Consider the following 24232-nt stretch of genomic DNA (forward strand, 5'->3'; position numbering starts at 1 on the left):
CGTCCGGGTATTTCTTCGGTGCTGCCACGCGGGGCTCCTTCCCGGTCCTATCGGACCATGCTCAGAGCCCTCCAAGGAAGCGGGGGAACCTCACCTACGACGAGCTGTCCCGCACCATCCATGATCACCGACAGGAGCGCGAGTACTGAGGGTGTGATAACACCGGCATCCAGGGTATCCGGTGTCTTCTCGTTGGTCGCATCGAGTTCCGTACTGGAAGTCGTCAGCGTGCTCGCGATGGTCGCCAGCGTGTTCTGGTCGATACACAACTCCGTCATGATTGGAACCCCCTCCGGTGTTCATCCGGTATATGGATATCCAGCAGCAGAACATCGAATGGCTGGTCCTGCTGAACCGAATCAAGTGCCACCGTGGGCGTCCACATCCACGGCTGATCATCACCGCAGCATGTCAGGAGTCGGTCGAGCGCCGAATACGCCAGGCAGGCCACCCGGCCGTCGCGCATCTGCCGCAACATGATTCGGGCGTCCTCGACCCTGTCCACATGAGCCATGGTCGGCAGATAGACAACAGGCGGGAAGTTCTTCGGAATCGACGTGGCACCCGAATCGCCTCGACGTCCACTTGCTTGGGCAGACTCGGCGGCATCACTTCGCCCGGCAAGGACCGGTTCGTTGTTCGCCCGATAAGCGTCGTGGTTCACCCGGTCGGCAGCCGGCGCATTTGATGTAGCCGAAGGTGGCATACCATAGCTCGCCGCTGAATAGCCGGTGCTCGGGGGACGCAGTCGCGCGAAGGATTCCTCTGGAGGCAGTCCGGATGCGGGAGCGGTAACAGGCCCGAGGTCGCTCTGGCTCGTGGAGTCGGCCTCCGTCGGCAAATGAGCAGCGGGCTCCTGGGAGGCCGGAGTCGGAGAGGGCGGCGGCGCTACCGGCGTGTCGCCGAGATTGAGCGACGAATACAGGTTATCCGGATTGTTCGGATGATCAGTGCCATCAGCGAATGGGTCATAATGCGATACAGGCATCACGGCACCTCACGGATCGTCTACAGGCTGAGACAGACGGATTGCGAAAATCGATGTTCAATCCGAAGCCCCTCCCCCCATGGCTCTCTTCGATCGCTGCACACCATGCCCGGCACACCACCGGTTGTCAAGATGCCTGTCTGAAGATTCACCAACGCCTGGGATACACCGGCCGTCACCACGATGCCGAGAGTGACAGCCACGAGTGTGCCCAGGGCGACGGCCGACCACATCCACCGACCTCGCATCGAATGTTCCTTTTTATACGAACCCATCATGCCCCGAGATCCCAGTCATCGGTCCATGAACGCCAGGGTGGATTCCAGACGTGCGTCGTGGCTGTCGACCCGACGCACGCCGGACGACGCCCTGTCGAGGTCCGCAGCGGTCCGGTTGTTCAGACGTTCAGGAACTCCAGATGGACGATTCGGGTTTGCGGGTCACGTTCATCGACCAGAACCTTACGGAAAACAAGGTTCCCCGACGGGGACGTGATGTTGTCGCGAGCATAGAGAAGCTTCGGTGAAGTGTTCGGATCCGGTCCGGCGATGGTCGAAATGGACAGTGCGTGCCCGGGCCCGAGCGGAGCCGAATAGCCGGAGTTGTCCAGCATCCACACCAGACCGGGCGGCGTCATCTCGACGGCCAACCGAAACCGGGGCTCGGGTCCGGATTCCTTCTGGACCAGTAGAACCTTGCCGCCCGCCGGAAGGGTCCAACCGCCGTATTCGGTCGCCTCACCGATGAGCTCCGGGCTGTCGCCCACTTCGGTTCCGGAATCCGCCGCACGGTAGACCGATTCGGTGCATCCCACTCCTGTCAGCGCAACCAACAGGAGCATGCCGATGAGGATGCCGCGCCGAGCCACCGAAAAAGCCCTCGGAGACCCGCTGTTATCGGGTCGGGTCGGTGCGGTCGCCCTTTCGGCTGTCCGGCGGGCCCGGAAAATCGATTGCGCCATTGGTGGGTACATCCCCTCGTAGTGTTGAACCGACGAAGTTCCGAACATATTGAATTCCTGGCCATATCCCGCTGTGTGCAAACCGCCCATCCGTTGGTCGCTGATGTCGAAGCCGAGCAGTTCGACGCCTTTCGGGCTGGGCCTGGAGCTGTCCCAGTTGTACTGAAGGCAGGCCAGCACTCTCCCGAATATGGCGTACGCGTAGCGGTGGGTCGCGGTCAACTGAAGACCGTGAGGATCTCCAGCGCGCCGAAGATGCCGATGAACCACTGCTTGATCAGCTGCCCCAGCGTTGGATAGCTGCCGTCCTCACGCCGCAACCGGAGCCCGACAAGGAGTTTGCCGAGCGTGGTCCGGATCAGCCTCTGAATGAATGTGCGGTGGAGGAACGAGGCGGCGATAGCGGCGAGCACTCCCGACATGATCGGATTCCACGGGGGCTCGGGGGAATGCTCGAAGCTGTACCACACCGCCACACCCACCGCGATATGCAACACCATATCCACGATCAGGGCCACGGTGACCAGCGTGTACCGCAGCTCTTTCGATGTGTAGGGGTTCGACGTCCTGCCCACCATGAGGTCGTCCGAGGGCTTCGGGGTGCTGGGGGCGGGGCGGGTGCCGGATTTGCCACCGGCACGGATTTTGTGCCGCATAGGGTTCGGTTCGCGCTTGCTCAGTCCTACGGGTGGGCGTTCCGCTCCAGCGTTGCCGCGGTGATATGGCACCGTGTTCGATTCGTCAGAGCGCAAGACTGGAACTCCTACTGTCCGAGAGGGGTTGCGGGAAGGTCATCGACGACGCCATATCGAGGCCCGAATGGTCCACGGCCGCTCAGACGCCGCGGAAATCGATATGCACTATGCGCGTATCCGCATCCCGCTCGTCGACAGTGATATCGCGCATCATCACCGTGCCTGCCGGGGAAGTGAACCATTCCTGAGCCCGGACAACATTGAGTGACGATTCCAGCGACGGCCCAGCGATCGGTTGCTGCAGGAACGGGGGATGTTCCTTCGCGAATGTGGTGCGGAATCGCGATTGCTCCAGCATCCAGACGAGGTCGGCCGGCGAGAGCTCGACCGCGATCCGATACCGGCGATCGCGATCGTCCTTGCGCTCGACCAGCAGCACCTTGCTGTTCACCGGCAGTATCCATCCTCCGTACTCGGTCGCCTCTGCCAGTAGAGCCGGACTGGTCGATGCCTCGATATCCGGGACCATCGCCTGCTCGATCGAACGGTCGACAACCCGCGCACAACCGTAGATGCCGAGAGTGACGGCCGCGAGTGTGCCCAGGGCGACGGCGGGCCACATCCACCGACCTCGCATCGAACGTTCCTTTCCGGTGGAAAACGGTGGCGATATCATCGCGGCGGAGTCCCGGCACTACCAAACCGAGGGCCCGTAACCAGGCAAGCCGGATGAGGGAATTACGTTCGGTGGATGAGCTTCAGACTCGCGGCATACGCCGTCTGCCTCGAACAGGGCCGGGTGTTGCTCGCTCGTCATGTAGCCGGAAACGGCGAGACCACGTGGACATTTCCGGGCGGTGGGGTCCAGCATGCGGAGGATCCCTTCGATGCGGTGACCCGGGAGCTCGCTGAGGAGACCGGCTATGCCGGGGTCGTCGAGCGCCTGCTGGGTGTGGATTCGAGGGTGATCCCCGCCGCCGTTGCTCGTGCGGGAGTCGAGCATCAGAATGTCGGGGTCTACTACCGCGTCCGCATCACCGGCGGTCGGCTTCGAGCCGAACCGAACGGAGCGACTGTCGAGCCGACCTGGACTCCGCTCGGCGAGGTGATCTCTCTGCGTCGGTCATCGCTTGTCGATTCCGGCTTGGCTCTGGCGCGGACCGTTCCGGCAACCGGTCATATCACGCCCGCTCCGGTCGGCGGCTTGATCCAACACTGAGATACTCCCGAATCACCCGCGCCGCGACCGTGGTCGGCATCCTCGGTCCGCCGAAGCGGCCCACGCCTCGGCGAACATCTCGTGCAGCGGTGCGGGCGGGAATATCCGCAGGTAGGGGCCCTCGATTTCCTTGCCCGTCGGTTTGGCCAGGTGCGTATCCAGTTTCCCGGACTCGAGGGGGAGGTGTGGGGCGGCGACCCCGTCGGTCCAGGGGCCGGGAATGAAGGCGGTGCGGCCCGCGCGGAGACGTTTGCCGATCTCGATCAGCCCGAGCGTCGTGAGTTCCGCCTGCACTGTTTTGTGGTGGGCGGCCTTCCACCCGTTCCAGGCGCGGATATTCCTATCGGTCGGGCGGGCGAGGGTGAGGAGTTGCAGATAGAGAGCGCTTGCGTCCGGTGAGGCGCCGGTATCCGCGGAGACCTTGCCGACGAGATCCGGGACACTGTGGCGGGGGTCCGCCTCGTAGTGGCCGGCGCTTACGGGCGTGGTGGCCGCTCGTTCGACGAGGCGTGCCAGGCCGGTGACCAGTATCTGCTCGCAGTAGATCGCGTGCGCGATGTCCGGCATATCGTGTGCTGCGCAGAGCCGGGCCGTGCGTTCCACCAGCGCGGGATCCGAGAGCGCCGCCGGACGGAGGAAGACGTAATCGAAACGCTCCGTCGGATTCACGATCACCAGCCCGTTGTCGTGGACCGGTAGATCGTGTGGGGGCACCGGCACCGTGTCCGGACCGAATACCGCCGCGCGGAAATGCTGGAATCCGAGGGATACGAGTAGATCCGGACCACGGAGACGAGCGCGCAATCGCTCGTAGATATCGACGGCGTGCGCCGCGACGGGATCGCCCACCGGGCGTTCGGTCAGTGCCCAGACCAGTGCTGTGGCAAGGGAGCGGTAGGGATTGTCCCGTCCGGACAACGCGTCGGTGCCGCGGCTTCCGGTCACCCGTAGTTTTCCGGCGTACTCGGTTCGCAGGACATGGTGCAGATCCTCGGTCGCCATCGGGGAGACATCGGGACAGAGCAGGGCCAGGGCGAAGGGCCGGTCGAGTCCGGTGGCGGACTCGAGCGCCGCCATCGCTTCCTCGGGAAGATGCGACCGGCGGCCGATAAGCTCGTTCCACGCCGTGGCGAGGCGTTCCGCGGCGGCGAGATCGCCGTCTACCGTCCACAGTTCGGCCGGATCGTCGGGGACGGCAGCAGCCAGCAACCGCACGGTTCCTTCGGCGCCGAGGCGGCCGATCATCGTCTCGTAGTCCCTGGCCATCGCCTCGGTCATGCCGTACGGCTTGGCGCGCAGCATCTTCTCATGCGGCGACATCGCCCGGTCGAAGCCGTGGCCGTCGCGTCGGGGCAGCCCGTCGAGCACCAGCCGGGCAACGGCATCACGGACCCCGGTACGTTCGGCGAAAACCCGGACCGCTCGCTCGGAGACGGCGATCGGCCCGTGCGTCTCCAGCAGCTCCGCGATGCGAGGGAGCCGGACGGAATCATCGCGGGTGAGGACGATGGAACGGATATCGGTCGCCTGGTCCGGCGCCGGGGCCGTGGCGGGTTGCAGGAATATCTCGCCGTAGCCGATCGTCCGGTCGTCCGGGATGGAGCGCGCGCGCCCCGAGCGCCACTCCCCCGGCCGGGCGTAGGGCTGAGCCGCCCAGGTGTGCAGCAACCCGAGCAGGGCGTCGCGCTGTGGCTGTGGAGTGCGGGCGGTGACGGCGCGCCACACGATCGCATCGATATGGCCGAGCAGGGGCGTCCACGCGACGGGCCGGCCGAGGCAGCTCAGGGATCGCACGTACCGATCGATATCGCCGGCGAAGAAGGAACCGTCCGCGGCCAATGTCGCCAGGGCGGCGGGCTTCTCGGTCGCGTAGCCGAGGTCCGGGAGCAGACCGAGCAGGGCCGGGTACAACTCGGTATCGGCGATTACGACGGGCGGGCGGACGAGTAGATCTGCCCGGACAACGTTCACCCGGTGGATGGTCCGCTCGAGCTGCTGCGCCAGCCGTGCCGCGAACGAGCCGAAGGAACGCACCGCCTCGGCGATCAGTGGATCCGTGATCGAATCGGGGACAGTACCGTCGGTCAGCAGATGCCGTACCTGCTCCAGGTCGAGAGCGCGCAGCGCCCGGGACGATTCGATATCGCGGGCGCCGAGGAAATGCCAGAACGCGGGCGGTGGGAACGGCCGGGGGTCGTCGGGGTGGTGCTTCCATTGAATGCGCTGGTAGTTCAGCGTTGCGGTCTGTTCGTCCGGCAGGCTTCCGACCTCCCAGTGCGCCGCCCCGTCCAGATAGGCGGTCAGGGATCTGCGGTCGTCATGGCAGGTCATCAGCAACCGCGCTCCGCCCGCGGGCATCTCGAATACACCCCACGGCATGAACCCGCGGTGCGGTTTCAGGTGGGCGCCGCGGCCGTCGATACCTTCCACGAGATAGCCGATACCGGCCCGGTAGTCCCGATCCCGGGTGATCCGGTACGCGGTCAGGCCGTCTACCTGGCCGAGCGGGGTGTCGGTGTGTCCGTCGGGGAGACGCGCCGAGCTGATCAGCGAATTCGGCCGGATACAGTCCGGCGGGATCTCGACATCGGCCAAGAACGCGGGCAGGCCGGGCGACTCGCCGGGCACGCCCGTGACCGGATCCAGTTCGGCCCACCGGTCTCCGGCGGCACCTTCCCAGCGCAAACCCCAAACCCGCGCCCCGTCGCCTACCTGGGGCCGGTGCTGTCCCACACCGTGCCGGTCGCCGGGGCGGAGTACGCGTTCGCCGTCGTAGCGACCGCCGTCTCCGGTGCCGAATTGATATCCGAGCCGCTCCTCCGACGCACCGTTACGCCGCGTCATACCGGCCTGCTCCGCGGGCTCGAAAACATCGCCGGGGGAACTCAGCCAGAATGCCGATCGATCCCGACGCGCGGGGTGCTCGCTGTAACCCACCAGGAAATCGCCGCCGGCGAAGAAGACGGTGAGATCGTGGGCACGCGCGGGAAGAGTGAATGTGGCGTCGGCGACGCGCCCGGACGGGCCGACGGCGATGACGCGGTCGATACCGAATACGGTGAGCACCGGCCAGGTCGAGGTGACGCCCTGTGGTTCGCCCAGATCGGCGAGTGCCGCATCCAGCGCGGGCCAGCATATTTCGGCCGGGATTCCCGCACGCAGTGTCCGCAACAGGGGTACGGCCATATCGACCGCTGCCAGGTTCTCTTCCAGGCCCTCGCGTGTGCGTGCGGTGTGGTCGTCGATCAGATAGCCCAGTTCGTCGAGGGCCTGTTCGGTATCGATCAGCCCTCCCCCCGCGAGAAGCGACAGTGCCTTCGTGATGCGGTCGTTACGAGCGGTGATCTCCACGCGTCGATTATGGTCACGAGGGCCCGACCCCGCCGGGACGGCCATCGGGCGCTGCTGGGGGACCGCGGGTTGGTGGCCGGCTGCCACGCCCGAATCGGCGGACCTTCGTTCACCGAATGGCTCGACACCACCTACCGGTCAAGGGCTCGACCCGCGGCCCCGTCAGATCAGCAGCCCTGTGGAGCCCGCCCGGCGTCCTGCGCGTAGGTGGTCGAGCCGACCATGGCGCCGACCACGGCGCCGACGATCCCGAACGGGATGGCCCCGACAATGAACAGGGGCAGACCCGTGATCGCGCCGACCGCGGTTCCGAGCGCGGCGCCCAGGCCGGTCCGGAGTTCGATGGAGTCGCCGGGCGCCATGCAGGCCGCGATGGGCGATGCCGCCCCGGACCCTGGAACAGCAGGCGCTTGCGCCGGCGCGACCGGCGCGGGGGCCGGGGCGGGCGCGGCCGCCGCGACGCCCCCTGATCCGGCGATGAGCGTCGCGGCAACAACGCTGCCGAGCATGGTGCGGGTCGATATATTCAATGTATTCACGCAGATTCCTGATCAGTCGAAACAACTGGCGACCTGAGTAGTCAGATCTGCGTCCATAATGTCGTATCGGCCGGTGCAATGCTCGCCTGCGGTATCCCGGTCGAAGCGAGCCGGAAACCGTGCTCGCCGACGATCCGGCCTACCCCGCCTGCCCCTCCTGCACAGGTAGACCCCGGTTTCCGTCCTCTCGGTACGGGCACCGGTGTCACGCCCTATACCGCTCGCTGGAGAATGGAGGCAACGGTCGGGCGGGGGTTACGTGTTGGCAGTGGACGATGAGGTCGAACCATTCTTCGGCGGATCCGCCGGTCATGTAGTGACCGTCGTCGGTGTCGTATTCGCGGCCGATCATCCTGAATTCGGCCGTGCGGCAGCGACGTCCCCCACGACCCATATCAACCGTTTCCGCAATGGCGCGCCACGCCCATGCCCGACCAGCATCACGGCACCACCGGACCAGCACAGGAGTGCGCCGATTGCTTACCACGAGACCGGCAACTCAATCCCGGTTCAACAGCCCGGCGATGGTTGCGACCTGCTGACGCGCACTGACCGATGCGGGACCGGTCAGCGCATACCGCTGCCCCGGTCCGCCAGCGAGGAGATATCGGCCAGATCGCCCTCAGCCGCCTCGACCCCGGCCGGGAAGGCGGCTCCACCGGTGTCACGGGTGAGCGCCCTGATCGGCTCGGCGCCGAAGGCGCGCAACTCCTTCAGCAACGAGCGTCCGATGTTCCCGGTGGCTCCCGTGACCAGAATCATGAGCATGTCCTCTCGCGTGGTGATCAACCGAGGCCCACGCTAGAACCTCAACCTATATGCAGGTCAAAAGGGAGCGACGTCAGGTTTCACGACCGGAACCACCGGTCGTTGCCGTGGCGGCGAGGAGCCTGGATCCCCAGTCCTTCATGAGATCGGCCGCTTCGGGTGGCCCGTGCACGATGAACGGCGCGCCGATCGAGACGAGGCAGAAGGCCGCCCAGTCCAGGGATTCGGCGGCGATATGGACCTCGCAGGAGCCGGGGTCGAGGGCGGCGACGGTGCCGTAGTGGACGATCTCGGCTCTGACCCGTTCGGCGGAGGCCTGGATGGTGGCGTGCACCCGGTACCTCGACGGCATGGACCCGATCCGGTCACGGACATAGTCCACCGGATCGCCGCCGGGCAGGTTGCGTGGTGCGAATCGTGCGCCGGTGCGGCGTGGTTGGGTGATCCGGTCGATTCGGAAGGTTCGCCAGTCGGTGCGATCGAGATCCCAGGCCACCAGGTAGAGGCGGCTTTCGACATTGACGATCTGATGCGGTTGGGTGGTGCGCTGCGAAGTGGCCGCGTCGCTGCCGCGGTAGGAGAAGGAGACGCTATCGGCGTCCCGGCAGGCGAGCGCGAGCGTGGTCAAGGCGGTGACATCGTCGATCCCGGCTCGGTGGTAGCCCTCGCCGGCGGGGGTCGCGACGGTCCGCAGACTGTCGATCCGGCGACGGATACGAGTGGGAAGGACCTGGACGATTTTGGCCATGGCGCTCATCGCGGCTTCCGCGGAGGCGGGATGGACGCCGGTGGCGATCTCCTTCAACCCCAGCACGGTCGCGGCGGCCTCCTCCTCGCCCAGCACCAGTGGTGGCAGGCAGGCGCCCGCACTGAGCTGGTAGCCGCCGCCGGTACCGCGCGTCGTGACGATCGGATAGCCGATCTCCTGGAGACCGAGCACATCACGCCGGACGGTCCGCACACTGACATCGAGCCGGCGGGCGAGCTCGGCCCCGGACCAGTGGCGACGGCTTTGCAGCAGACCGAGAAGCGCGAGGGTGCGAGTGCTGGTGGACACATCCCGACGCTAGGCGCACTTGTGGCCATATCCTGTCCGCAACTGCGACGACGCTGGGGGCGCCAACCGAAAGGAGACAGTATGTCCACCACTCCCGTCGTCCCCCCGGCGCCCGCCGGATCCGCAACGGTCGACCCCTTCATCTGGACCGACGACGCGGCAGGTCTGCTCGATTTCCTCGTCGATGTGTTCGGGGCGATCGAGGTCCCCGAGACGCGGACCGCCGATACCGACGGCCTGATTCTGCATTCCGAACTGCGGATCGGCGATTCGACGCTGACGATCGCCGACCGCAAACCGGACTGGCCGTATATGCCGGCCTTCGTCCGCGTCTACGTCGACGATCCGGCCGCCACGCTGAAACGAGCCGCCGCGCGTGGTGCGCGGATCGTCACCGAGCCGACGGACTTCTGGGGCGACGTACTCTCCCGCTTCGCCGACCCGTTCGGCCATCTGTGGTGGGTGTACAAGCACAATCCGGGTAACGCGTCCTGGGATGAAGGATCGGCGGACGGGGCCGGCGAAGGCGGCTGGGGGCAGGCCGATTCCGCCGAGAACAGCGCGGGCGAGTCCTGGGAGTCGTTCGCCACCCCGGAATTGACCGCCGTGCATTCCTCGCTCATGGAAGCGATGGCCTCGCTGCGGGATCCGCGCACCCGCTGACCCGCCTGCCATGCCCTGCGGCCTCGTCTGCGCCGCAGGGCATTCGGCGTCCGCTTTTCGAGGCAAGGACTTCCGGGCCGCCCCGTTCGGCTTGTGGCCGGATACCGTCCGCAACGGAGGTTTTGATCGTCCTGTACCCCATCGAAAGGCAGGACGTGATCAGCACCCGGAATTTGACCAGGACCTTCCACGGTCCCGGCGAATCAGAAGTCCGCGCGGTCGACGGCATCGATCTGACCGTCGCGCGGGAAGAAGTCTTGGCGATCCTCGGCCCCAACGGGGCCGGTAAGACGACCTTGATGCGCATGCTCACGACGCTGCTGCCGCCCACCGGCGGATCCGCGGAGATCGGCGGCCACGACGTACAGCGTGAACCGGCCCAGGTGCGGCGGGTGATCGGATACGTCGGTCAGGGCAACAGCGCGGGACATACCCAACGCGCGATGGACGAGGTGGTGACCCAGGCCCGGATCCACGGGCTGGACCGGAAATCGGCGCGGATCCGGGCGGGCGAACTGTTCACCGCCCTGGGTCTCGACGGACTAGGAAAGCGGAAGTCCCAGGCCATGTCCGGTGGCCAGCGCCGGCGCCTGGATCTGGCGATGGGGTTGGTCCACCGGCCCGCGCTGTTGTTCCTCGACGAGCCGACGACCGGCCTGGACCCGCACAACCGGGCCAACCTGTGGGACCACATCGCCCGCCTCCGGGCGGAATCCGGTATGACGATCGTGGTCACCACGCACTACCTCGACGAGGCCGACCAGATCGCCGACCGGGTCGTGATCGTGGATCACGGGCGCATCATCGCCGACGGTTCACCCGAGGCGCTGAAGAGCGAGCACGCGGGCGACAAGGTGACGTTCGAGACACGAGACCCGGCCCGGGCCGGTGAGCTGGCCGAACTGGCGCGCCGGACCGAAGGCGTGAACCGGGTGACCCACACCGGCACCACCGTCGTCGCCCACGCGGCGAACGGCCCGAAAGCCGTACCCGCGCTGGTCACCGCGGCCCATGCGCGCGGCCTCGAGGTCGTTTCCGCGGCGACCCGGGAGCCCACCCTCGACGACGTCTTCCTCGAGCTCACCGGACGCAGCCTGCGCGACACCGGCACGGCCGAGCACGGCAACCACGATCCGGAGGAGACCCGATGACCACCACCCAACCGCGCCGCAATATCGTCGCCGACACCCTGCTCGTCACCGTTCGCGAACTGCGCCCCGTGATCGGCGACCCGTTCTCGATCGTCTTCGGCCTGGTCCAACCACTGTTCTTCCTGTTGCTGTTCGGGCCGCTGCTGGCCCGCGACGGTGAATCACCCTGGGCGTGGTTCGTTCCCGGAATCCTGGTCATGACGTCGTTGTTCGGTACCGCCGGCACCGGCTCCAACCTCCAGTTCGACCTCCAGACCGGCACCCACGAGCGCCTACTGGTCACGCCGCTGTCCCGGTCGGCCCTCTTCCTGGGTCGCGCGGTCAAGGAATTCCTCCCCCTTATCGCGCAGGCGACCCTGATCATCCTGGTGACCATCCCCCTGGGGCTGCGTCCGGATCCACTCGGCGCGGTGCAGGGCCTGCTGCTACTGGGAGTCCTCGGCCTGGGCATCGGCTCGTTCAGTTACGCCCTGGCGATCGTCGTCCGGGAACAGGACTGGGTTTTCTGGACCGTGCACCAGACCTTGCTGTTTCCCTCGATGATCCTGTCCGGCATGCTGCTGCCCCTCGAACAGGCCCCGGGCTGGATGCGCGCGCTCTCGGTGGTGAACCCACTGACCCACGTCGTGAACGCCGAACGCGATCTGTTCGCCGGCCGCCTCACCTCGGCCGACGTCGGCTGGGGCTGGGTTGCCGCGATCCTCACCGCGGCCATCGGTATCGCGGTGGGCCTGCGGGCACTGCGCAAGAGCACCAGCTGACCCGGTAGCGACCCGAATGGCCCGATGCCATGGTCACCGGCCGGGAAGTCTAGGGAAGACGCCCCTGGGCGGTGGTCGAGCCGGATTCCGTGGCGGACAGGTAGCGAGCCAGTAGTTCGCGGGTTTCTCGCAGGCAGGTGATGCGGGAATCGAGGGAGTCCAGCTCGGAACGGAGAAGGGCGAGCATATCGGGGTGGGGTTCGAGAGTGGGGGCAGGGCCGTGCGCGCAGGGCAGGATCTCGCGAATGGCCCGGGTGGGCAGGCCGGCGGCCAGGAGAGCACGGATCTGGTGGACGGTATCGGGGGCGGTCGGAGCGTACTCGCGAAAGCCGCCCCCGGTTCGCTGTGCCGTGAGCAGCCCCTGCTCCTCGTAATAGCGAAGTAGCCGATGGCTCACACCCGTACGCTGCGCCAGTTCACCGATTCGCATCCCGACTCCGCCACTACGAGTTGACTCTCACATCGATGTGAGATTTTAGCGTGGGTCCATGACACAGCAGAACACGAGTGAATTCCTGGGGTCCGTCCACGGCAGCGGCCCGGGTCTCCTGCTCGCGCACGGGGCCGGCAGCGATATCGAGGACAGTTTCGGCCCGATCGTGCCGCGGTTGGCCGAGGCGAATACGGTCGTGGCGGCGGACTACCCGGGGTCGGGGCGTACGCCGCGCGCGACAGCGCCGCTGACTCTCGACGGCCTGGCCGACGGCTTGGTGGACGCCGCGCTGCGGGCCGGGCAGGAACAGTTCGCCGTGGCCGGGTTCTCTACCGGTGCCGCGGTGGCAGTGCGGATCGCGACTCGGCACCGTCGACGGGTGACCGGGCTGGTGTTGTCGGCGGGATTCGCTCATCCCAATGCGCGCCTGCGGTTGGTCGCCGCCACGTGGCGGAGACTGGCCGCTTCCGGAGATATCCGGTCATTGGCGGCGTATCTGACCCTGCTCGGCTGGAGTCCGGGATGGCTCGACGACCGATCGGGTCGCGAAATCGGTGCGATGGTCGACGCGATCGGGCCGGCGCTACCGTCCGGAGCCGACGATCAACTCGATCTGCTGACCCGAGTCGACGTCCGGTCGGAGCTGGCGGGTATCGGGGTTCCGACCGTAGTCGTTGCCGGCGCCCACGACCTGGTCGTATCGGCGGCGCATGCGGCCGAACTCGCGATCGGGATTCCGAACGCCCGGCTCGTCGAACTCGATTCCGGACACGCACTGGCCAGTGAGCGCCCCGCCGAATGGGCAGCGGTCATCAACGACTTCCTGGCAGTGCGGGTCCCACCGCGACGGTGATTCGCTTTCCCCGCAGCTACTGGTCGTCCGGGAAGGCACGGCGGTTTCGCTTGATGCTGCCGCGCCGTTTCTTCGCGGCGATGCGACGTTCTTTCGCGCCGCGCGAGGGTTTGGTGGCGCGGCGAACGGGCGGCGGGGCGGCAGCGGCGTCACGCAGTAACGAGGCCAGGCGTTCGCGGGCGGCCGCGCGGTTCTGCAGCTGTGCGCGGTGCTCCGAAGCGGCGACCGTGAGCACCCCGTCGACCAGGCGGCCGGCCAGGCGATCGAGCATCCGGATGCGCAGCCGCTCCGGCACGGAGGGCGAGTTGGCGAGGTCGAACGAAAGCTCGACCCGGCTGTCGGTGGTGTTGACGTGCTGCCCACCCGGACCGGACGAGCGGGAGAACCGCTCGCGCAACTCGGAGGCGGGTATCACCAGCGTCCGGGTCACGGTCAGGTCTTCTGCCACGATCCGATGCCGTCTTTCCGTTTCGCGAGTCCACTGTCCCAGGGGTGATGACCTTGCCGTTCACGATAGCGACGACCTTGCCGCGGTTCTGTCGGCGAGGCCATCTCGGAGGTCGATCCCCTTGTGTCACAAGCCCTTCAGGACACGCTCGAGTGCCGCCCGGCCTACCGGTCCCCAGTGCGGCTTGCCGCCCGGCAGGCCTCGATCTCCGTTCTGCCCCATGAGCATCAGGAACAGACTCTTCATGGCCGCCAATCCGCGGGCGCGCCGGATCGCCGACTCGTCCGCGTTCGCGTACATCTCGAAGAACCGTGCGGCCGTGCCCGCGGGCAGCAGGACCCATGCCGCGGCGAGGTCCCACGCCGGGTCACCGGCGAACAGGTCACCGAAGTCGACGATGCCCGAGAGCGTTCCGTCCGAGACGACGACGTTCGCGGGGTGCAGGTCGCCGTGAACCCACACCGGTGGGCCCTCCCACGCGCCGGCGGCGACGGCATCGTCCCAGACCGCCCGGACGTCGGTAGCGAGGTCGGCGGGGGCGGCTCGGAAGAAGGATTCGAAACCGCCCGCGCAGTCCCTGGGATGGGCGCCGCGGTCGGCGGCGATCGGCGCCTCGGCGGGTGCGGGAACATGGAGCGCCCGGAGGAAGGCCGCCAGCGTATCGGCCGCGTGAGTGCCTCGACTGATCGTGGCGTGATCGAGCGGCTCACCGTTCGTCTCCGAGACGCCACATCTGGTTGCCCCAGCCACCCGCCACCTCGCGGATGGTCAGGGTCGCGAGGTCGGGATGTTGCTCCCGGAGCAGGTCGCGGACCAGGTCTGCGGTGATCTCCAGGTCGGTGGCGGTCATGCGGAGTCACTGTACCGAGGCAGCACGCGGCGTGAGGCCCGCCGAGAACGGCTCGCCGCGGCCGCGAACGTCGCTTCCCGGACAATTACGCAACTAAAGGTTGCATATTTAGACGGACTATGCCACTGTGGTTACGCAACCAATTGTTGCTCTATGGAGGTCCCCGCGGGGCGTATCGAGTAGCCCGCCGAGGACCGGCCGACCGGCGGGTTCGCGACGTTCGAAGATCCCGGCGGCGGCAACTACCTGCAGATCACCCGGCTGCGGCCGGACGCGATGTGATCGCGATCGGCCGCATCGCACCACAATCACTCACCAGGGAGATGACCATGCCTGACATCCTGCACCGAGTCGGAGCGAAGGCTCCGCGGCGCGACATCTACAACGCACTCACCACGATCGAAGGCGTAGCCGGCTGGTGGACGCGGGACGCGAGCGGCGACCCCGGCAGCGGCGGCGAGATCCGCTTCGGCTTCGAGCCGGGAGAGGCCGTCGCGGGCGATGCGTCGTTCCGGCTCGAGGTCCTCGAGACCACGCCCGACGAACTCGTCCGGTGGGAAGTCCTCCAGGGTCCGCCGGAGTGGATCGGTACCGAAATACGGTTCGCGCTCGGCGACGAAGACGGCTTCGCGATCATCGAATTCGGCCACTTGGGATGGCCCGCGGCCGGCGAGTTCATGGGGCACTGCAGCACCAAGTGGGCCATTTTCCTCATGAGCCTCAAACAGCTCGTGGAGACCGGGGCAGGCGCTCCGGCACCCGACGACGTCCAGATCAGCAACTGGCACTGAGCCGGTCGGGAGTACGCAAGGGTTTACGATTCCTGACGACCGTCGCGGCCGCCGGCCGACTCCGGCCCGGGATCGACATCCTCGCCGAACGTAGGCAGGCTCCGCGACTCGGCGAACCGAGGAGTGTGATGGAAACGATCACCGGAACCGCTGCCGGAGTGCCCTACACGGCGCTGCCACCCGACGCCGGGGTCGACGCTCCCGCACCACTGATCGTGACCTGGCACATGCTGGATGCGCCGCGCACCGATACCGCGTTCGCCGCGGCCCTGCCGATGACCGGGGTGCCGGCCTGGCGGGTCCACCTGGGCATGCCGATGTGCGGCGCCCGGATGGTCGACGGCCGCGTCGACGCCGTGCTCGAACTCGCCCGCCAGGACGCCCTACTCGCGTTCCTCGCACCCTTCACCCGGCAGGCTGCCGACGAGTTCCCGGCAGCCCTGGCGGCACTGCGTGATCGGCTTCCGGTCGACGAGGGGCCCGTCGGCATTGTCGGCGCCTCGCTCGGCGGCGCGGTCGCGCTCGAAGTGCTGTGCACAGAGGCGGTCCCGATCCGGCAGGTCGCGCTCGTGAACCCGGCCGTGCGGATCCGCTCGGTGGTCCCCTTGACCGAGGGCATCGCCGGTCGTCCGTACGAATGGACGGCCGAAGCCGAACGTGTCGCCGACGGGCTGGATTTCGTGGCCCGGGCCGCCGAACTCACGGTGGCGCCGGCGCTGCTGGTCGTCAGCGGGGAAGAGGATCACCCGGACCTGCGTGCCGACGCGGCCGCGTTGGTCAACACCCTGCGTCGCCGCTATACGCGGCCGGACGACGTCGAACTGATCTCCGTGCCGAATCTCGCGCACCCGCTGGCCGACGAACCGGGCCTCGAACCGACGCCACAGCGCCCCGACGCCAAAGCGGTCGACGACATCCTGACGCGGTGGTTTCGCCGGCAGCTGATCACGTAGCCTTCGCCGTCGACCGGCACCGCCGGCCGCGCGCCGGCCGGTCACGCTCCGGCTTACCGGGGGTTCGGAACAGCAGTGAGACGTCAGGCCGGAGCGCCGAGGGGCGGGTGCTCGAGCACCCGGGGCTTGTACTCGACCAGCTGGATGCGGCCGTCGAAGGTGCGGTGCTCGAGCATGTCGAGGGCGACGTCCGGATAGCCGTCGTAGATGCGTTCCGAGCCCGTGGCCCCGGTGATCACCGGGAACATCACGACCCGGAAGCGGTCGACGAGTCCGGCCCGCAGCAGGGACCGGCACAGGCTGAGGCTGCCGATCGTGGCGAGGAGCCCCGAGCCTTCTGCCTTCATGGCGCGGACCGCCTCGACGGCGTCGTCGCGGACCAGCGTGCAGTTGGCCCACGTCAGTGGCTCGGCGAGCGAGGAGGAGAACACCACCTTGGATGCTCGGGTGAGCTCGTCGACGGATGCCTCTTCTTCGGGCCTGAACTCGTCTTGGCCGTCCGGGACCTCGCCGGCGGCGAATCCCGACATCTGGCGGTAGGTGTTCGCTCCCATCAGGTGGGTGGCTTCGGGCTGCTCGCCGAGCCACGCGAGGTACTCCGGGCCCTCGAGGCCCCAGAACCCGGGCCATCCCTCGCCCGATGCGTAGCCGTCGAGAGAGGTGATGAAGTCGACGAGAAGTTCCGGCATGGCGGTGTCCTTTCCTACGGTGTCACGAGTTCCGACCGGCCGGGGGCTACGAACTCATCGGTCGCGCCAGGAGATCACGACAGAGTTCGAGACCCCGGCCGTCTTCTCGGCCGCACCGATGAATCCCGGGTGGGTCCGTCGTCGAAACCGGTGGGTGTGCCGACAGACAGGAGTCCGGGTATGACGAGATCGGTTCGATCGGATATGACCTCGGTGCGGGCGAACGGTGTGGATCTGGGTGTCCAGAGCTTCGGCCGCGACGACGATCCGCTGATCCTGCTGGCCGGCGGCACAACGATGTTGTCGTGGCCCGACGCGCTGTGTGAGCGGCTCGCGTCGGGCAGGCGGCGCGTGGTCCGCTACGACCTGCGTGATTCCGGCGCCTCGACGACCGTCGATCCGGAGAATCCGGCCTACGACCTACGGGACCTCGTCTCCGACGCGGCCGCGCTGGTCGGGGCGCTCGGTGCCCGGACCGCCCATCTCGGGGGAATCGGCGTCGGCGGGATGGTCGCCCAGGTCGCCGCACTGGACCACCCGGACCTGTTCTCCGCACTGACCCTCGTCGGCACGCGGCCGGTTGCGCCGGGCCCGGTCGACGCGGACCTGCCCGACCACGACGGCGCGATCATGGGCCCCCTGTTCTCGCGTCCGTCGCCGGACTGGACCGACCGGGAGGCTGTCGCGGCGTTCGCCGCCGAGGGCGCCGAGCCGATGGGCAACGACCCGCGGCAGGCACGGGCGACGGCGGCCCGGATCTGGGACCGGACGCCGTCGAGCGATCCCGCGGTGCACCAGGCGAACCAGCTCGGGATGGTGTTCTCCCGGCTCGACTGCGCCCCGCGCTGGCGGGGCCGGCTCGGTGAGCTCGACGTGCCCACGCTCGTGGTGCACGGTCGCGCCGATCCGTTCTTCCCGGTCGGCAATGGCGAGGCGCTCGCCGCCGAGATCCCCGGGGCGCGGCTGCTCGTCCTCGACGACATGGGTACCGCTCTGCGCGACGACTCGGCCGACCGGGTTGCCGCAGCCGTGCTCGCAAGATAGCTACTCGGAACCGAGGAGTCCGACCATGGCGGTGATCGAAGACGTCGGCCCGCTGGGGGTACTCAGGAACGCGATTGACCGGCTGTATCCGTCTCGTCCTCGTCCCCGAGTTGCCATCGGCCGGGGCCGACGAATCTGTTCCGTATCCCGGGTATTCGAAGGTCGATGCCGGCCATTACGACCAAGAATCCCACGCCGAGAAGCGCGACGAGCGCGAGCGCGATCAGGATCAGGACTCGTAGCGCCGGTCCCGGACCCGCCACGATGAGCACGACGATCATCAGCAGGGCGCCCACCGAAACCACCGCTGCGACAACCTTCTTCATATATCAACGGTAGACCTGAAACCCGCTGGCTTTCATGAACTTTCGGCACCGTGCCGGTTGCGGTGGTGTGTGGTGCCGGTGATCAGTCCGCCGAGCAGGGCCCGGGCCAGCTCTCCCGCTCGGGCGCGGCTGAGGGTGGGATCGTCGGATTCGGCGATGGTGAGCGACATTTCGGTGAGGGCGCCGTAGATCGCGCCGGCGAGTAGTTCGGGCGGGTACGGCTGGATTTCACCGGCGTCGAGCAGGTATCGGGCGCCTTCGACGACGAGCCCGCTGAGGTGGCGCCGGTCGACTTCCCGCCAGCGTTGCCAGCCCAGCGCGATGGGGCCCTGCAGCAGCACGATATGGCGGTACGCGGGTTCGGTGCAGATGTCGAGGAAGGCATCCATCGCGTGTTCGACGCGTTCCAGTGGATCGGTCGAGGAGTCGATCGCGGCTCGGACGCGTTGTGCCGCGTCTTGTTCCAGTTCGTCGACGACCGCCTCGAACAGCCCTTTCTTGCCGTCGAAATGGTGATAGAGCGCGCCGCGCGTCAGGCCGGCGGACCGCACGAGTTCCTCTGCCGACAGATCGGCGTAGTCCCGTTCGGCGAAGAGGCGGGCGCCGGTCTCGAGCAGGGCCCGCCGGGTGTTCTCGACGTGCTTGTCACGCAAAGACTCCATACGCTATGTTTATCACATACAGCGTGTATGTCAGATGCACGGCGCATGAGATGGACGCGGGGCATGGAACGGAGCTGTGGGTATGGACAAGTCAGCGGACGTGGTGGTTGTCGGAGCCGGTACCGCGGGCCTGGTCGCCGCTCGTGACCTGGTGCGCGCCGGATTCGAGGTGCTGGTGCTCGAAGCGCGGGACAGGGTGGGCGGCCGCCTGCTCAACGCCGAACTCCCCGGCGGCGCGCCGATCGAGGTCGGCGGGCAGTGGGTCGGTCCCACCCAGCATCAGGTGCTGGCGTTGATCGAGGAACTGGGCCTGCGGACCTATCCCACCCACACCGCCGGGCGGCATATCGCCGAGCTGGGCCGCTCCCGTTCCGAGTACACCGGCCGTATTCCGCGGGTGAACCCGCTGGCGCTGCTCGATATCGCCCAGACGCAGCTGCGGCTGGACCGGTCGGCGCGCAAGGTCGTCCGGGCCGAGCCGTGGGAGTCCGGGCCGGCCGCATCACTGGATGCGCAGACCTTCGGCACCTGGCTGCGTCACCACGCCCGCACCGCCGAAGGGCGTGCTTTCTTCCGGTTGATCACCGAAGCCGTATTCGCCGCCGAACCGGAGGATATGTCGGCGCTGTGGGCGCACTTCTACATCGGCGCCGGCGGCGGGCTCGACGCGCTGATCGACGTGGCGGGTGGCGCCCAGCAGGACCGGGTCGTGGGCGGCACCCAGACCATCGCCCTGGCCCTGGCCCGGGAACTGGGGGAACGAGTCGTCCTCGACAGTCCGGTGACCGATATCGAGTGGGACGACGCCGGTGTGCGGGTCCGAGCCGCAGGTGTGACCGTGCGTGCGCGCCGCGCGGTGATCGCGGTGCCGCCGCCGCTGGTCGCCCGACTCCGGTTCACCCCGGGGCTGCCCGGCGACCGCGACCAGCTCGTGCAGCGGATGCCGATGGGCAGGGTGATCAAGGTCAATATCGCCTACGACGAACCGTTCTGGCGCGCCGACGGCCGGAGCGGACAGGCCAACAGCGACCGGCGGGCCCTGGGCACCGTTTTCGACAACACTCCGTTCACGGGTGGTCCCGGCGTGCTGGTCGGGTTCCTCGAGGGCCGTCACGCCGACGCCGGCGCCCGTCTGAGCCCGGCCGATCGGCGCGCGCTGGTGCTCGAGGATCTGGCCGGGTACTTCGGCCCGCAGGCTCGTCGACCCATCGACTACATCGAAAAGGACTGGGCCGAAGAGGAATACAGCCGCGGCTGCTACGGCGCGTTCGCCACACCCGGGACCCTGACCCGGTTCGGGCCCGCGCTACGCCGGCCGATCGGCCCGCTGCACTGGGCGGGCACCGAAACCGCCACCCGCTGGCCCGGCTATATCGACGGCGCCGCCGAGTCGGGCCACCGCGTCGCCGGAGAAATCGACAGCGCTCCGGCTGCCGCGGCGTCGGACAGATAAGAGCTGTCACCGGCCCCGGTTCTCACAGCAGGGCCATCGACACCACGATCGCCCCGGTCCAGGACAGGGCGTTCTCGCCCGTCCGGAAAGGCAGATATGAGCAGCGATGACCCCACGCAGACCGAGGCGCGATCGGATCCGGCCGCGATCACCACGACCGTGGCCGTGGTCGGGGCAGGATTGGCGGGACTGACGGCCGCGCGCATCCTGCACCGGTCAGGTGTCGAGGTGCTCGTACTCGAGGCCGCCGACCGGCCGGGCGGGCGCGCGATGAGCGAAACCACCGCACTGGGGTCGCGTGTGGATCTGGGCGGGCAGTGGATCGGCCACGACCACCACCGCCTGGCCGCGCTGGCCGGCGAACTCGGCGCCACCCGGTTCCGCATGCACACCACGGCGCTGCCGACCGTCCTCGACGGCGCCCGCCGGGTATCGCCGGGGGCACCGTCGATGCTGGCGACCGCCGGTCTTCTGCTCGGTCTGGAAGCGTTGTCCCATATCCGTGCACCCCGGCGGTGGAGCACCACGACCGTCGCGGACTGGCTGGCGAAGGTGCCCGGGCGGACGGCACGACAGCTGCTGGAACTGGCCGCCCTGACCTCGTGGACCGCCGACCTCGACCGGTTGTCGGTGCAGGCGATGCTGAGAATGATCCGCATGCAGGGCGGATTGCGGACCATGCTGTCGACCACCGGCGGCGCGCAGGAGGATCTGCTGGTCGAAGGCGTCGGCACTCTCATCGACGGCCTCGCCGGTGAACTCGGCCCCCGCGTTCGTCTCGGGCATCGCGTCACCTCGATCGGCGAGGACACCGAGGGCGTCACCCTCGCCACGACCGCGGGCGCGGTCCACGCCGCCGAGGTCGTGGTGACGGTTCCACCGCCGCTGCTGGACCGCATCGACTTCCGGCCGCCCCTGCCGCCCGGCCGGGTCGCCCTCGTCACCCGCTCCTACATGGGGTCGGTCTACAAGGCGATCGCGGTGTTCGACCGGCCGTTCTGGCGGGACCGGGGCACGAACGCCGAGATCATGGCTCTCGGCGCACCCGGGATCGCCGTGTTCGACAGCAGCCCGCCCGATGGTCCCGGCCACCTGTGCCTGCTGATAGGCGGCCCGCACGCACGAGCACTCGACGGGCTCGACGTCGCCGCTCGGCGCGACTCTCTCCTCGGCCGCCTGGTTTCCCTGCTCGGCACGGAGATCCTCGAGCCGGTGGGCTGGCACGAGAAGGCGTGGCATCTCGACGAGAACGCGGGTGGCGGTTACACCGCGCTTCCCGAACCCGGCGCCACCGACGCCCTGCCGCCGCTGCCGTCCACGCCGGTCGGCGCTATTCACTGGGCCGGCGCCGAAACCGCCCTCGACCATCCCGGCTACCTCGACGGCGCCATCGAATCCGGCACCCGCGCAGCCCATGAGATTCTCGACGCGCTCGCGCCACGGGACCGGCACACACCGCGATAGCGGTCCCGGTTTCCGCGGGCGGAGTAGCCGGATCACGGCTGCTCGGTCAGCGCCAGCAATTCCGCTCGGGCCAGGGCGAGATCCTCGTCGGTCAGATAGGGACTCGACCGCGCGAGGGCAAGCCCTTCCGCCGCGTGCTGGATGGCCAGGACCCGCGCCCGGGGTAACCCGTCGGCATCGAGCGCGGCCTTCCATTTCACGGCGTCGCGTTCGTACAGCGCGTCCACACCGGTCGCGTTTCCGAGCGCCGCGATCAGCCCGGTGGGGTTGAGGATCCGCGCGAAATACTCGCTGTCGCCGGTGAGAGCGCGAACGTAGCCGCGGATGAATTTGCCGGGTGTGTTCTCCGACAGGTCGATATGGGCACGGACCTCCTCCCACATCCGCGTGATGCCGTGTTCGACGACCCCCAGCAGCAGCGAATCGCGGTGTGGGAAGTGATGCCGGAGTCCGCCCTGCGTCACACCGGCGGCTTCGGCGATATCGGCGAGACTGACGTTCGACCCGCGTTCGCTGAACAGCCGGTCGGCCGCGTCCAGGATCGCCCTGCGGGTCCGTTCCTTGTCACGGGTGACGACCCGCTCAGTGTTCTTCATGCCTACCTACTTCGCTGTCCCGTGGTGAGGGAATCACCCACCATGCCACCGCGGCGGCGAACACGATGATCGCGGCGGCGACGAAGGACGTGGTCTGCACCGCCGAGGTGAACGCGCGCATGGCATGGTCGACGACCACCGGGTCCGCGGCGGTCTCGATGGTCGTCGCCGGCGACCGTTCGGCCGAGGCGGCGTCGGCGGGGTCGACCCCGGACGGCAGGTCCAGATGGGACCGGTACATCGCGAGGTGGATCGATCCGAGGACGGCGATGCCCAGGGCGACACCGAGTTCGTAGGCGGTTTCGGCGATCGAGGAGGCGGCGCCCGCTCGCTCCTCGGGAACCGCGGAGACCACCGCATCCGTCGAGAGCGTCATCGACACTCCCACTCCCAGCCCGACCACGGCCAGCGAGATACCCAGCCCCCAGTACCCCTGCTGCGAGGTCGTCAGGCCGATACCGGCCAGGCCGACCGCGGCCGTCGCCAGACCCAGCCCGATCGCCCGTCCGGTTCCCATCCTCGCCACGAGGACACCGATGAACGCGATCACGATCATCGCGGCGAGCGTGGACGGTAGCTCGGCGAGCCCGGCCTGCAGCGGACCGTACCCGCGGACGAGCTGCAGATACTGGGAGAAGAAGAACAGCAGCCCGACGAACGCGAAGATCGCCAGACCGTTGGCGGCCACCGAACCGGCGAAGGCGGGCATCCGGAACAGGGCGACATCGAGCAGCGGATGCGTGAGGCGCAGTTGCCGCCGCACGAAAACCCAGCCCGCCGCCACACCCACCACCGCGCAGACCGGGACGGTCCCGTCCAGTCCGCTGCCGACCCAATGTTTCACGGCATAGACCAGGGGAACGATCGCGACGATCGACAGCAGCGAGGAAGGGATATCGATCGGGGCCGAGGCGTTCCCGCGCGATTCCGGGATCAAGACGGGCCCCGTCAGCAGCACCAGCACCATGATCGGCAGATTGATCAAGAACACCGAACCCCACCAGAAGTTCTCCAGCAGCAACCCACCCACCAGCGGGCCCAGGGCGGCGCCGGCCGTGGCCCCCATCGACCACACGGCGATCGCCGTCGTCCGTTGTTTCGCGTCGGAGAACATCGAGCGCACGATCGACAATGTCGACGGCATGAGCGTCGCGCCGGCCACGCCCAGCAGGACGCGCGCCGCGATGAGCGTTTCGGCGTTCGGCGCGAAGGCCGCGATCGCCGAGGCCACACCGAACGCGGCCGACCCGATCAGCAACAGGCGTTTCCGGCCGATGCGGTCGGCCAGGTTGCCCATCGTGATCAGCAGACCGGCCAGCACGAACGAGTAGATATCGCCGATCCACAGGAGCTGCGTGGCACTCGGGGCGATATCGGCTGTCATCGACGGAACGGCCAGGTACAGCACGGTGCCGTCGACGGCGAGCAGGCCCACGACCAGCACGAGGACCGCCAGCGCGGACCATTCCCGGCGACCGGCGCGCGTGGGTGCGCTCACGTATTCGACCATGCCGACA

27 protein-coding genes are annotated in these 24232 nt (G+C 67.9%); 10 read left to right on the plus strand and 17 right to left on the minus strand.

Going from position 1 to position 24232, the window contains the following annotated elements; genetic code table 11:
- Nucleotides 1–274: 274 nt before the first annotated feature.
- The 4 genes from ACZ6SF_RS12855 to ACZ6SF_RS12870 all read right to left on the minus strand — a co-directional run bounded on the left by ACZ6SF_RS12855 (nucleotide 275) and on the right by ACZ6SF_RS12870 (nucleotide 3281).
- Nucleotides 275–988 carry an SAV_915 family protein gene (locus ACZ6SF_RS12855; RefSeq protein WP_466062278.1) on the minus strand — a complete coding sequence of 238 codons (714 nt, stop codon included), beginning with the start codon at nucleotides 986–988 and terminating at the stop codon, nucleotides 275–277.
- Nucleotides 989–1385: 397 nt separating this feature from the next.
- Nucleotides 1386–2171: a hypothetical protein gene (locus tag ACZ6SF_RS12860; RefSeq protein WP_466062279.1), complete on the minus strand. Its 786-nt coding sequence runs from the start codon at nucleotides 2169–2171 to the stop codon at nucleotides 1386–1388.
- On the minus strand, nucleotides 2168–2605 hold the full coding sequence (locus tag ACZ6SF_RS12865) for an RDD family protein (protein ID WP_466062280.1): 438 nt from the start codon (nucleotides 2603–2605) through the stop codon (nucleotides 2168–2170). Before ACZ6SF_RS12865 ends, ACZ6SF_RS12860 begins: the two co-directional genes overlap by 4 nt.
- A 178-nt stretch (nucleotides 2606–2783) precedes the next feature.
- On the minus strand, nucleotides 2784–3281 hold the full coding sequence (locus ACZ6SF_RS12870; RefSeq protein ID WP_466062281.1) for a hypothetical protein: 498 nt from the start codon (nucleotides 3279–3281) through the stop codon (nucleotides 2784–2786).
- Nucleotides 3282–3395: 114 nt separating this feature from the next.
- Between ACZ6SF_RS12870 and ACZ6SF_RS12875 the strand changes: the two genes are divergently transcribed.
- On the plus strand, nucleotides 3396–3863 hold the full coding sequence (locus ACZ6SF_RS12875; protein ID WP_466062282.1) for an NUDIX hydrolase: 468 nt from the start codon (nucleotides 3396–3398) through the stop codon (nucleotides 3861–3863).
- A 12-nt stretch (nucleotides 3864–3875) separates the two neighbouring features.
- Here the strand turns inward: ACZ6SF_RS12875 and ACZ6SF_RS12880 are convergent, their stop codons facing one another.
- From ACZ6SF_RS12880 to ACZ6SF_RS12895, 4 genes are all read right to left on the minus strand, one after another.
- Nucleotides 3876–7214 carry a hypothetical protein gene (locus ACZ6SF_RS12880; RefSeq protein WP_466062283.1) on the minus strand — a complete coding sequence of 1113 codons (3339 nt, stop codon included), beginning with the start codon at nucleotides 7212–7214 and terminating at the stop codon, nucleotides 3876–3878.
- A gap of 167 nt (nucleotides 7215–7381) precedes the next feature.
- Nucleotides 7382–7753 (minus strand): hypothetical protein, encoded by a 372-nt coding sequence (locus ACZ6SF_RS12885; RefSeq protein ID WP_466062284.1) that lies wholly within the window; start codon nucleotides 7751–7753, stop codon nucleotides 7382–7384.
- Nucleotides 7754–8320: 567 nt separating this feature from the next.
- Nucleotides 8321–8515 (minus strand): NmrA family NAD(P)-binding protein, encoded by a 195-nt coding sequence (locus ACZ6SF_RS12890; protein WP_466062285.1) that lies wholly within the window; start codon nucleotides 8513–8515, stop codon nucleotides 8321–8323.
- Nucleotides 8516–8594: 79 nt separating this feature from the next.
- Nucleotides 8595–9578 (minus strand): helix-turn-helix transcriptional regulator, encoded by a 984-nt coding sequence (locus tag ACZ6SF_RS12895; RefSeq protein ID WP_466062286.1) that lies wholly within the window; start codon nucleotides 9576–9578, stop codon nucleotides 8595–8597.
- Between the two features lie 81 nt (nucleotides 9579–9659).
- On the opposite strand from ACZ6SF_RS12895, the gene ACZ6SF_RS12900 reads away from it, so the two are divergent.
- The 3 genes from ACZ6SF_RS12900 to ACZ6SF_RS12910 all read left to right on the plus strand — a co-directional run bounded on the left by ACZ6SF_RS12900 (nucleotide 9660) and on the right by ACZ6SF_RS12910 (nucleotide 12153).
- Nucleotides 9660–10241, plus strand: a complete 582-nt coding sequence (locus tag ACZ6SF_RS12900) for a VOC family protein (RefSeq protein ID WP_466062287.1) — start codon at nucleotides 9660–9662, stop codon at nucleotides 10239–10241.
- A gap of 173 nt (nucleotides 10242–10414) precedes the next feature.
- The gene (locus tag ACZ6SF_RS12905; protein WP_466062288.1) at nucleotides 10415–11392 is read left to right on the plus strand and encodes an ATP-binding cassette domain-containing protein; all 978 of its coding nucleotides are present in this window, start codon (nucleotides 10415–10417) and stop codon (nucleotides 11390–11392) included.
- On the plus strand, nucleotides 11389–12153 hold the full coding sequence (locus ACZ6SF_RS12910; RefSeq protein ID WP_466062289.1) for an ABC transporter permease: 765 nt from the start codon (nucleotides 11389–11391) through the stop codon (nucleotides 12151–12153). The genes ACZ6SF_RS12905 and ACZ6SF_RS12910 overlap by 4 nt, the downstream gene beginning before the upstream one ends.
- A 49-nt stretch (nucleotides 12154–12202) precedes the next feature.
- Here ACZ6SF_RS12910 and ACZ6SF_RS12915 read toward each other — a convergent pair whose 3' ends face one another.
- A complete protein-coding gene (locus ACZ6SF_RS12915; RefSeq protein ID WP_466062290.1) occupies nucleotides 12203–12583 on the minus strand; it encodes a MerR family transcriptional regulator in 381 nt (126 codons plus the stop codon).
- Between the two features lie 58 nt (nucleotides 12584–12641).
- Between ACZ6SF_RS12915 and ACZ6SF_RS12920 the strand changes: the two genes are divergently transcribed.
- Entirely contained in the window at nucleotides 12642–13439 is a 798-nt protein-coding gene (locus ACZ6SF_RS12920) for an alpha/beta fold hydrolase (RefSeq protein ID WP_466062291.1), read from the plus strand.
- A 16-nt stretch (nucleotides 13440–13455) separates the two neighbouring features.
- Here ACZ6SF_RS12920 and arfB read toward each other — a convergent pair whose 3' ends face one another.
- The 3 genes from arfB to ACZ6SF_RS12935 all read right to left on the minus strand — a co-directional run bounded on the left by arfB (nucleotide 13456) and on the right by ACZ6SF_RS12935 (nucleotide 14737).
- Nucleotides 13456–13869: an alternative ribosome rescue aminoacyl-tRNA hydrolase ArfB gene (arfB, locus tag ACZ6SF_RS12925; protein ID WP_466062292.1), complete on the minus strand. Its 414-nt coding sequence runs from the start codon at nucleotides 13867–13869 to the stop codon at nucleotides 13456–13458.
- A 144-nt stretch (nucleotides 13870–14013) separates the two neighbouring features.
- A complete protein-coding gene (locus ACZ6SF_RS12930; RefSeq protein WP_466062293.1) occupies nucleotides 14014–14637 on the minus strand; it encodes a phosphotransferase in 624 nt (207 codons plus the stop codon).
- Nucleotides 14594–14737, minus strand: a complete 144-nt coding sequence (locus tag ACZ6SF_RS12935; protein ID WP_466062294.1) for a hypothetical protein — start codon at nucleotides 14735–14737, stop codon at nucleotides 14594–14596. The genes ACZ6SF_RS12930 and ACZ6SF_RS12935 overlap by 44 nt, the downstream gene beginning before the upstream one ends.
- A 329-nt stretch (nucleotides 14738–15066) precedes the next feature.
- Between ACZ6SF_RS12935 and ACZ6SF_RS12940 the strand changes: the two genes are divergently transcribed.
- A complete protein-coding gene (locus ACZ6SF_RS12940) occupies nucleotides 15067–15528 on the plus strand; it encodes an SRPBCC family protein (protein ID WP_466062295.1) in 462 nt (153 codons plus the stop codon).
- Between the two features lie 128 nt (nucleotides 15529–15656).
- Nucleotides 15657–16481 carry an alpha/beta hydrolase family protein gene (locus ACZ6SF_RS12945; protein WP_466062296.1) on the plus strand — a complete coding sequence of 275 codons (825 nt, stop codon included), beginning with the start codon at nucleotides 15657–15659 and terminating at the stop codon, nucleotides 16479–16481.
- An 83-nt stretch (nucleotides 16482–16564) separates the two neighbouring features.
- Here ACZ6SF_RS12945 and ACZ6SF_RS12950 read toward each other — a convergent pair whose 3' ends face one another.
- A complete protein-coding gene (locus tag ACZ6SF_RS12950; RefSeq protein ID WP_466062297.1) occupies nucleotides 16565–17170 on the minus strand; it encodes a dihydrofolate reductase family protein in 606 nt (201 codons plus the stop codon).
- A 180-nt stretch (nucleotides 17171–17350) separates the two neighbouring features.
- Between ACZ6SF_RS12950 and ACZ6SF_RS12955 the strand changes: the two genes are divergently transcribed.
- Nucleotides 17351–18214, plus strand: a complete 864-nt coding sequence (locus ACZ6SF_RS12955) for an alpha/beta fold hydrolase (protein ID WP_466062298.1) — start codon at nucleotides 17351–17353, stop codon at nucleotides 18212–18214.
- Nucleotides 18215–18276: 62 nt separating this feature from the next.
- Here the strand turns inward: ACZ6SF_RS12955 and ACZ6SF_RS12960 are convergent, their stop codons facing one another.
- A complete protein-coding gene (locus ACZ6SF_RS12960) occupies nucleotides 18277–18540 on the minus strand; it encodes a hypothetical protein (protein ID WP_466062299.1) in 264 nt (87 codons plus the stop codon).
- A gap of 32 nt (nucleotides 18541–18572) precedes the next feature.
- Nucleotides 18573–19202, minus strand: coding sequence for a TetR/AcrR family transcriptional regulator (locus ACZ6SF_RS12965; RefSeq protein WP_466062300.1), 630 nt, complete (start codon nucleotides 19200–19202; stop codon nucleotides 18573–18575).
- Between the two features lie 82 nt (nucleotides 19203–19284).
- Between ACZ6SF_RS12965 and ACZ6SF_RS12970 the strand changes: the two genes are divergently transcribed.
- Together ACZ6SF_RS12970 and ACZ6SF_RS12975 are read left to right on the plus strand one after the other, a co-directional pair.
- Nucleotides 19285–20655, plus strand: coding sequence for a flavin monoamine oxidase family protein (locus ACZ6SF_RS12970; RefSeq protein WP_466062301.1), 1371 nt, complete (start codon nucleotides 19285–19287; stop codon nucleotides 20653–20655).
- 3 nt (nucleotides 20656–20658) lie between these two features.
- Nucleotides 20659–22119 (plus strand): flavin monoamine oxidase family protein, encoded by a 1461-nt coding sequence (locus ACZ6SF_RS12975; protein ID WP_466062968.1) that lies wholly within the window; start codon nucleotides 20659–20661, stop codon nucleotides 22117–22119.
- Nucleotides 22120–22151: 32 nt separating this feature from the next.
- On the opposite strand, the gene ACZ6SF_RS12980 is transcribed toward ACZ6SF_RS12975, so the two are convergent.
- Entirely contained in the window at nucleotides 22152–22715 is a 564-nt protein-coding gene (locus ACZ6SF_RS12980; RefSeq protein WP_466062302.1) for a TetR/AcrR family transcriptional regulator, read from the minus strand.
- Nucleotides 22702–24225 carry an MFS transporter gene (locus tag ACZ6SF_RS12985; RefSeq protein ID WP_466062303.1) on the minus strand — a complete coding sequence of 508 codons (1524 nt, stop codon included), beginning with the start codon at nucleotides 24223–24225 and terminating at the stop codon, nucleotides 22702–22704. The genes ACZ6SF_RS12980 and ACZ6SF_RS12985 overlap by 14 nt, the downstream gene beginning before the upstream one ends.
- Between the last annotated feature and the right edge of the window lie 7 nt (nucleotides 24226–24232).

The organism is Nocardia sp. NPDC049935 (assembly GCF_055586645.1).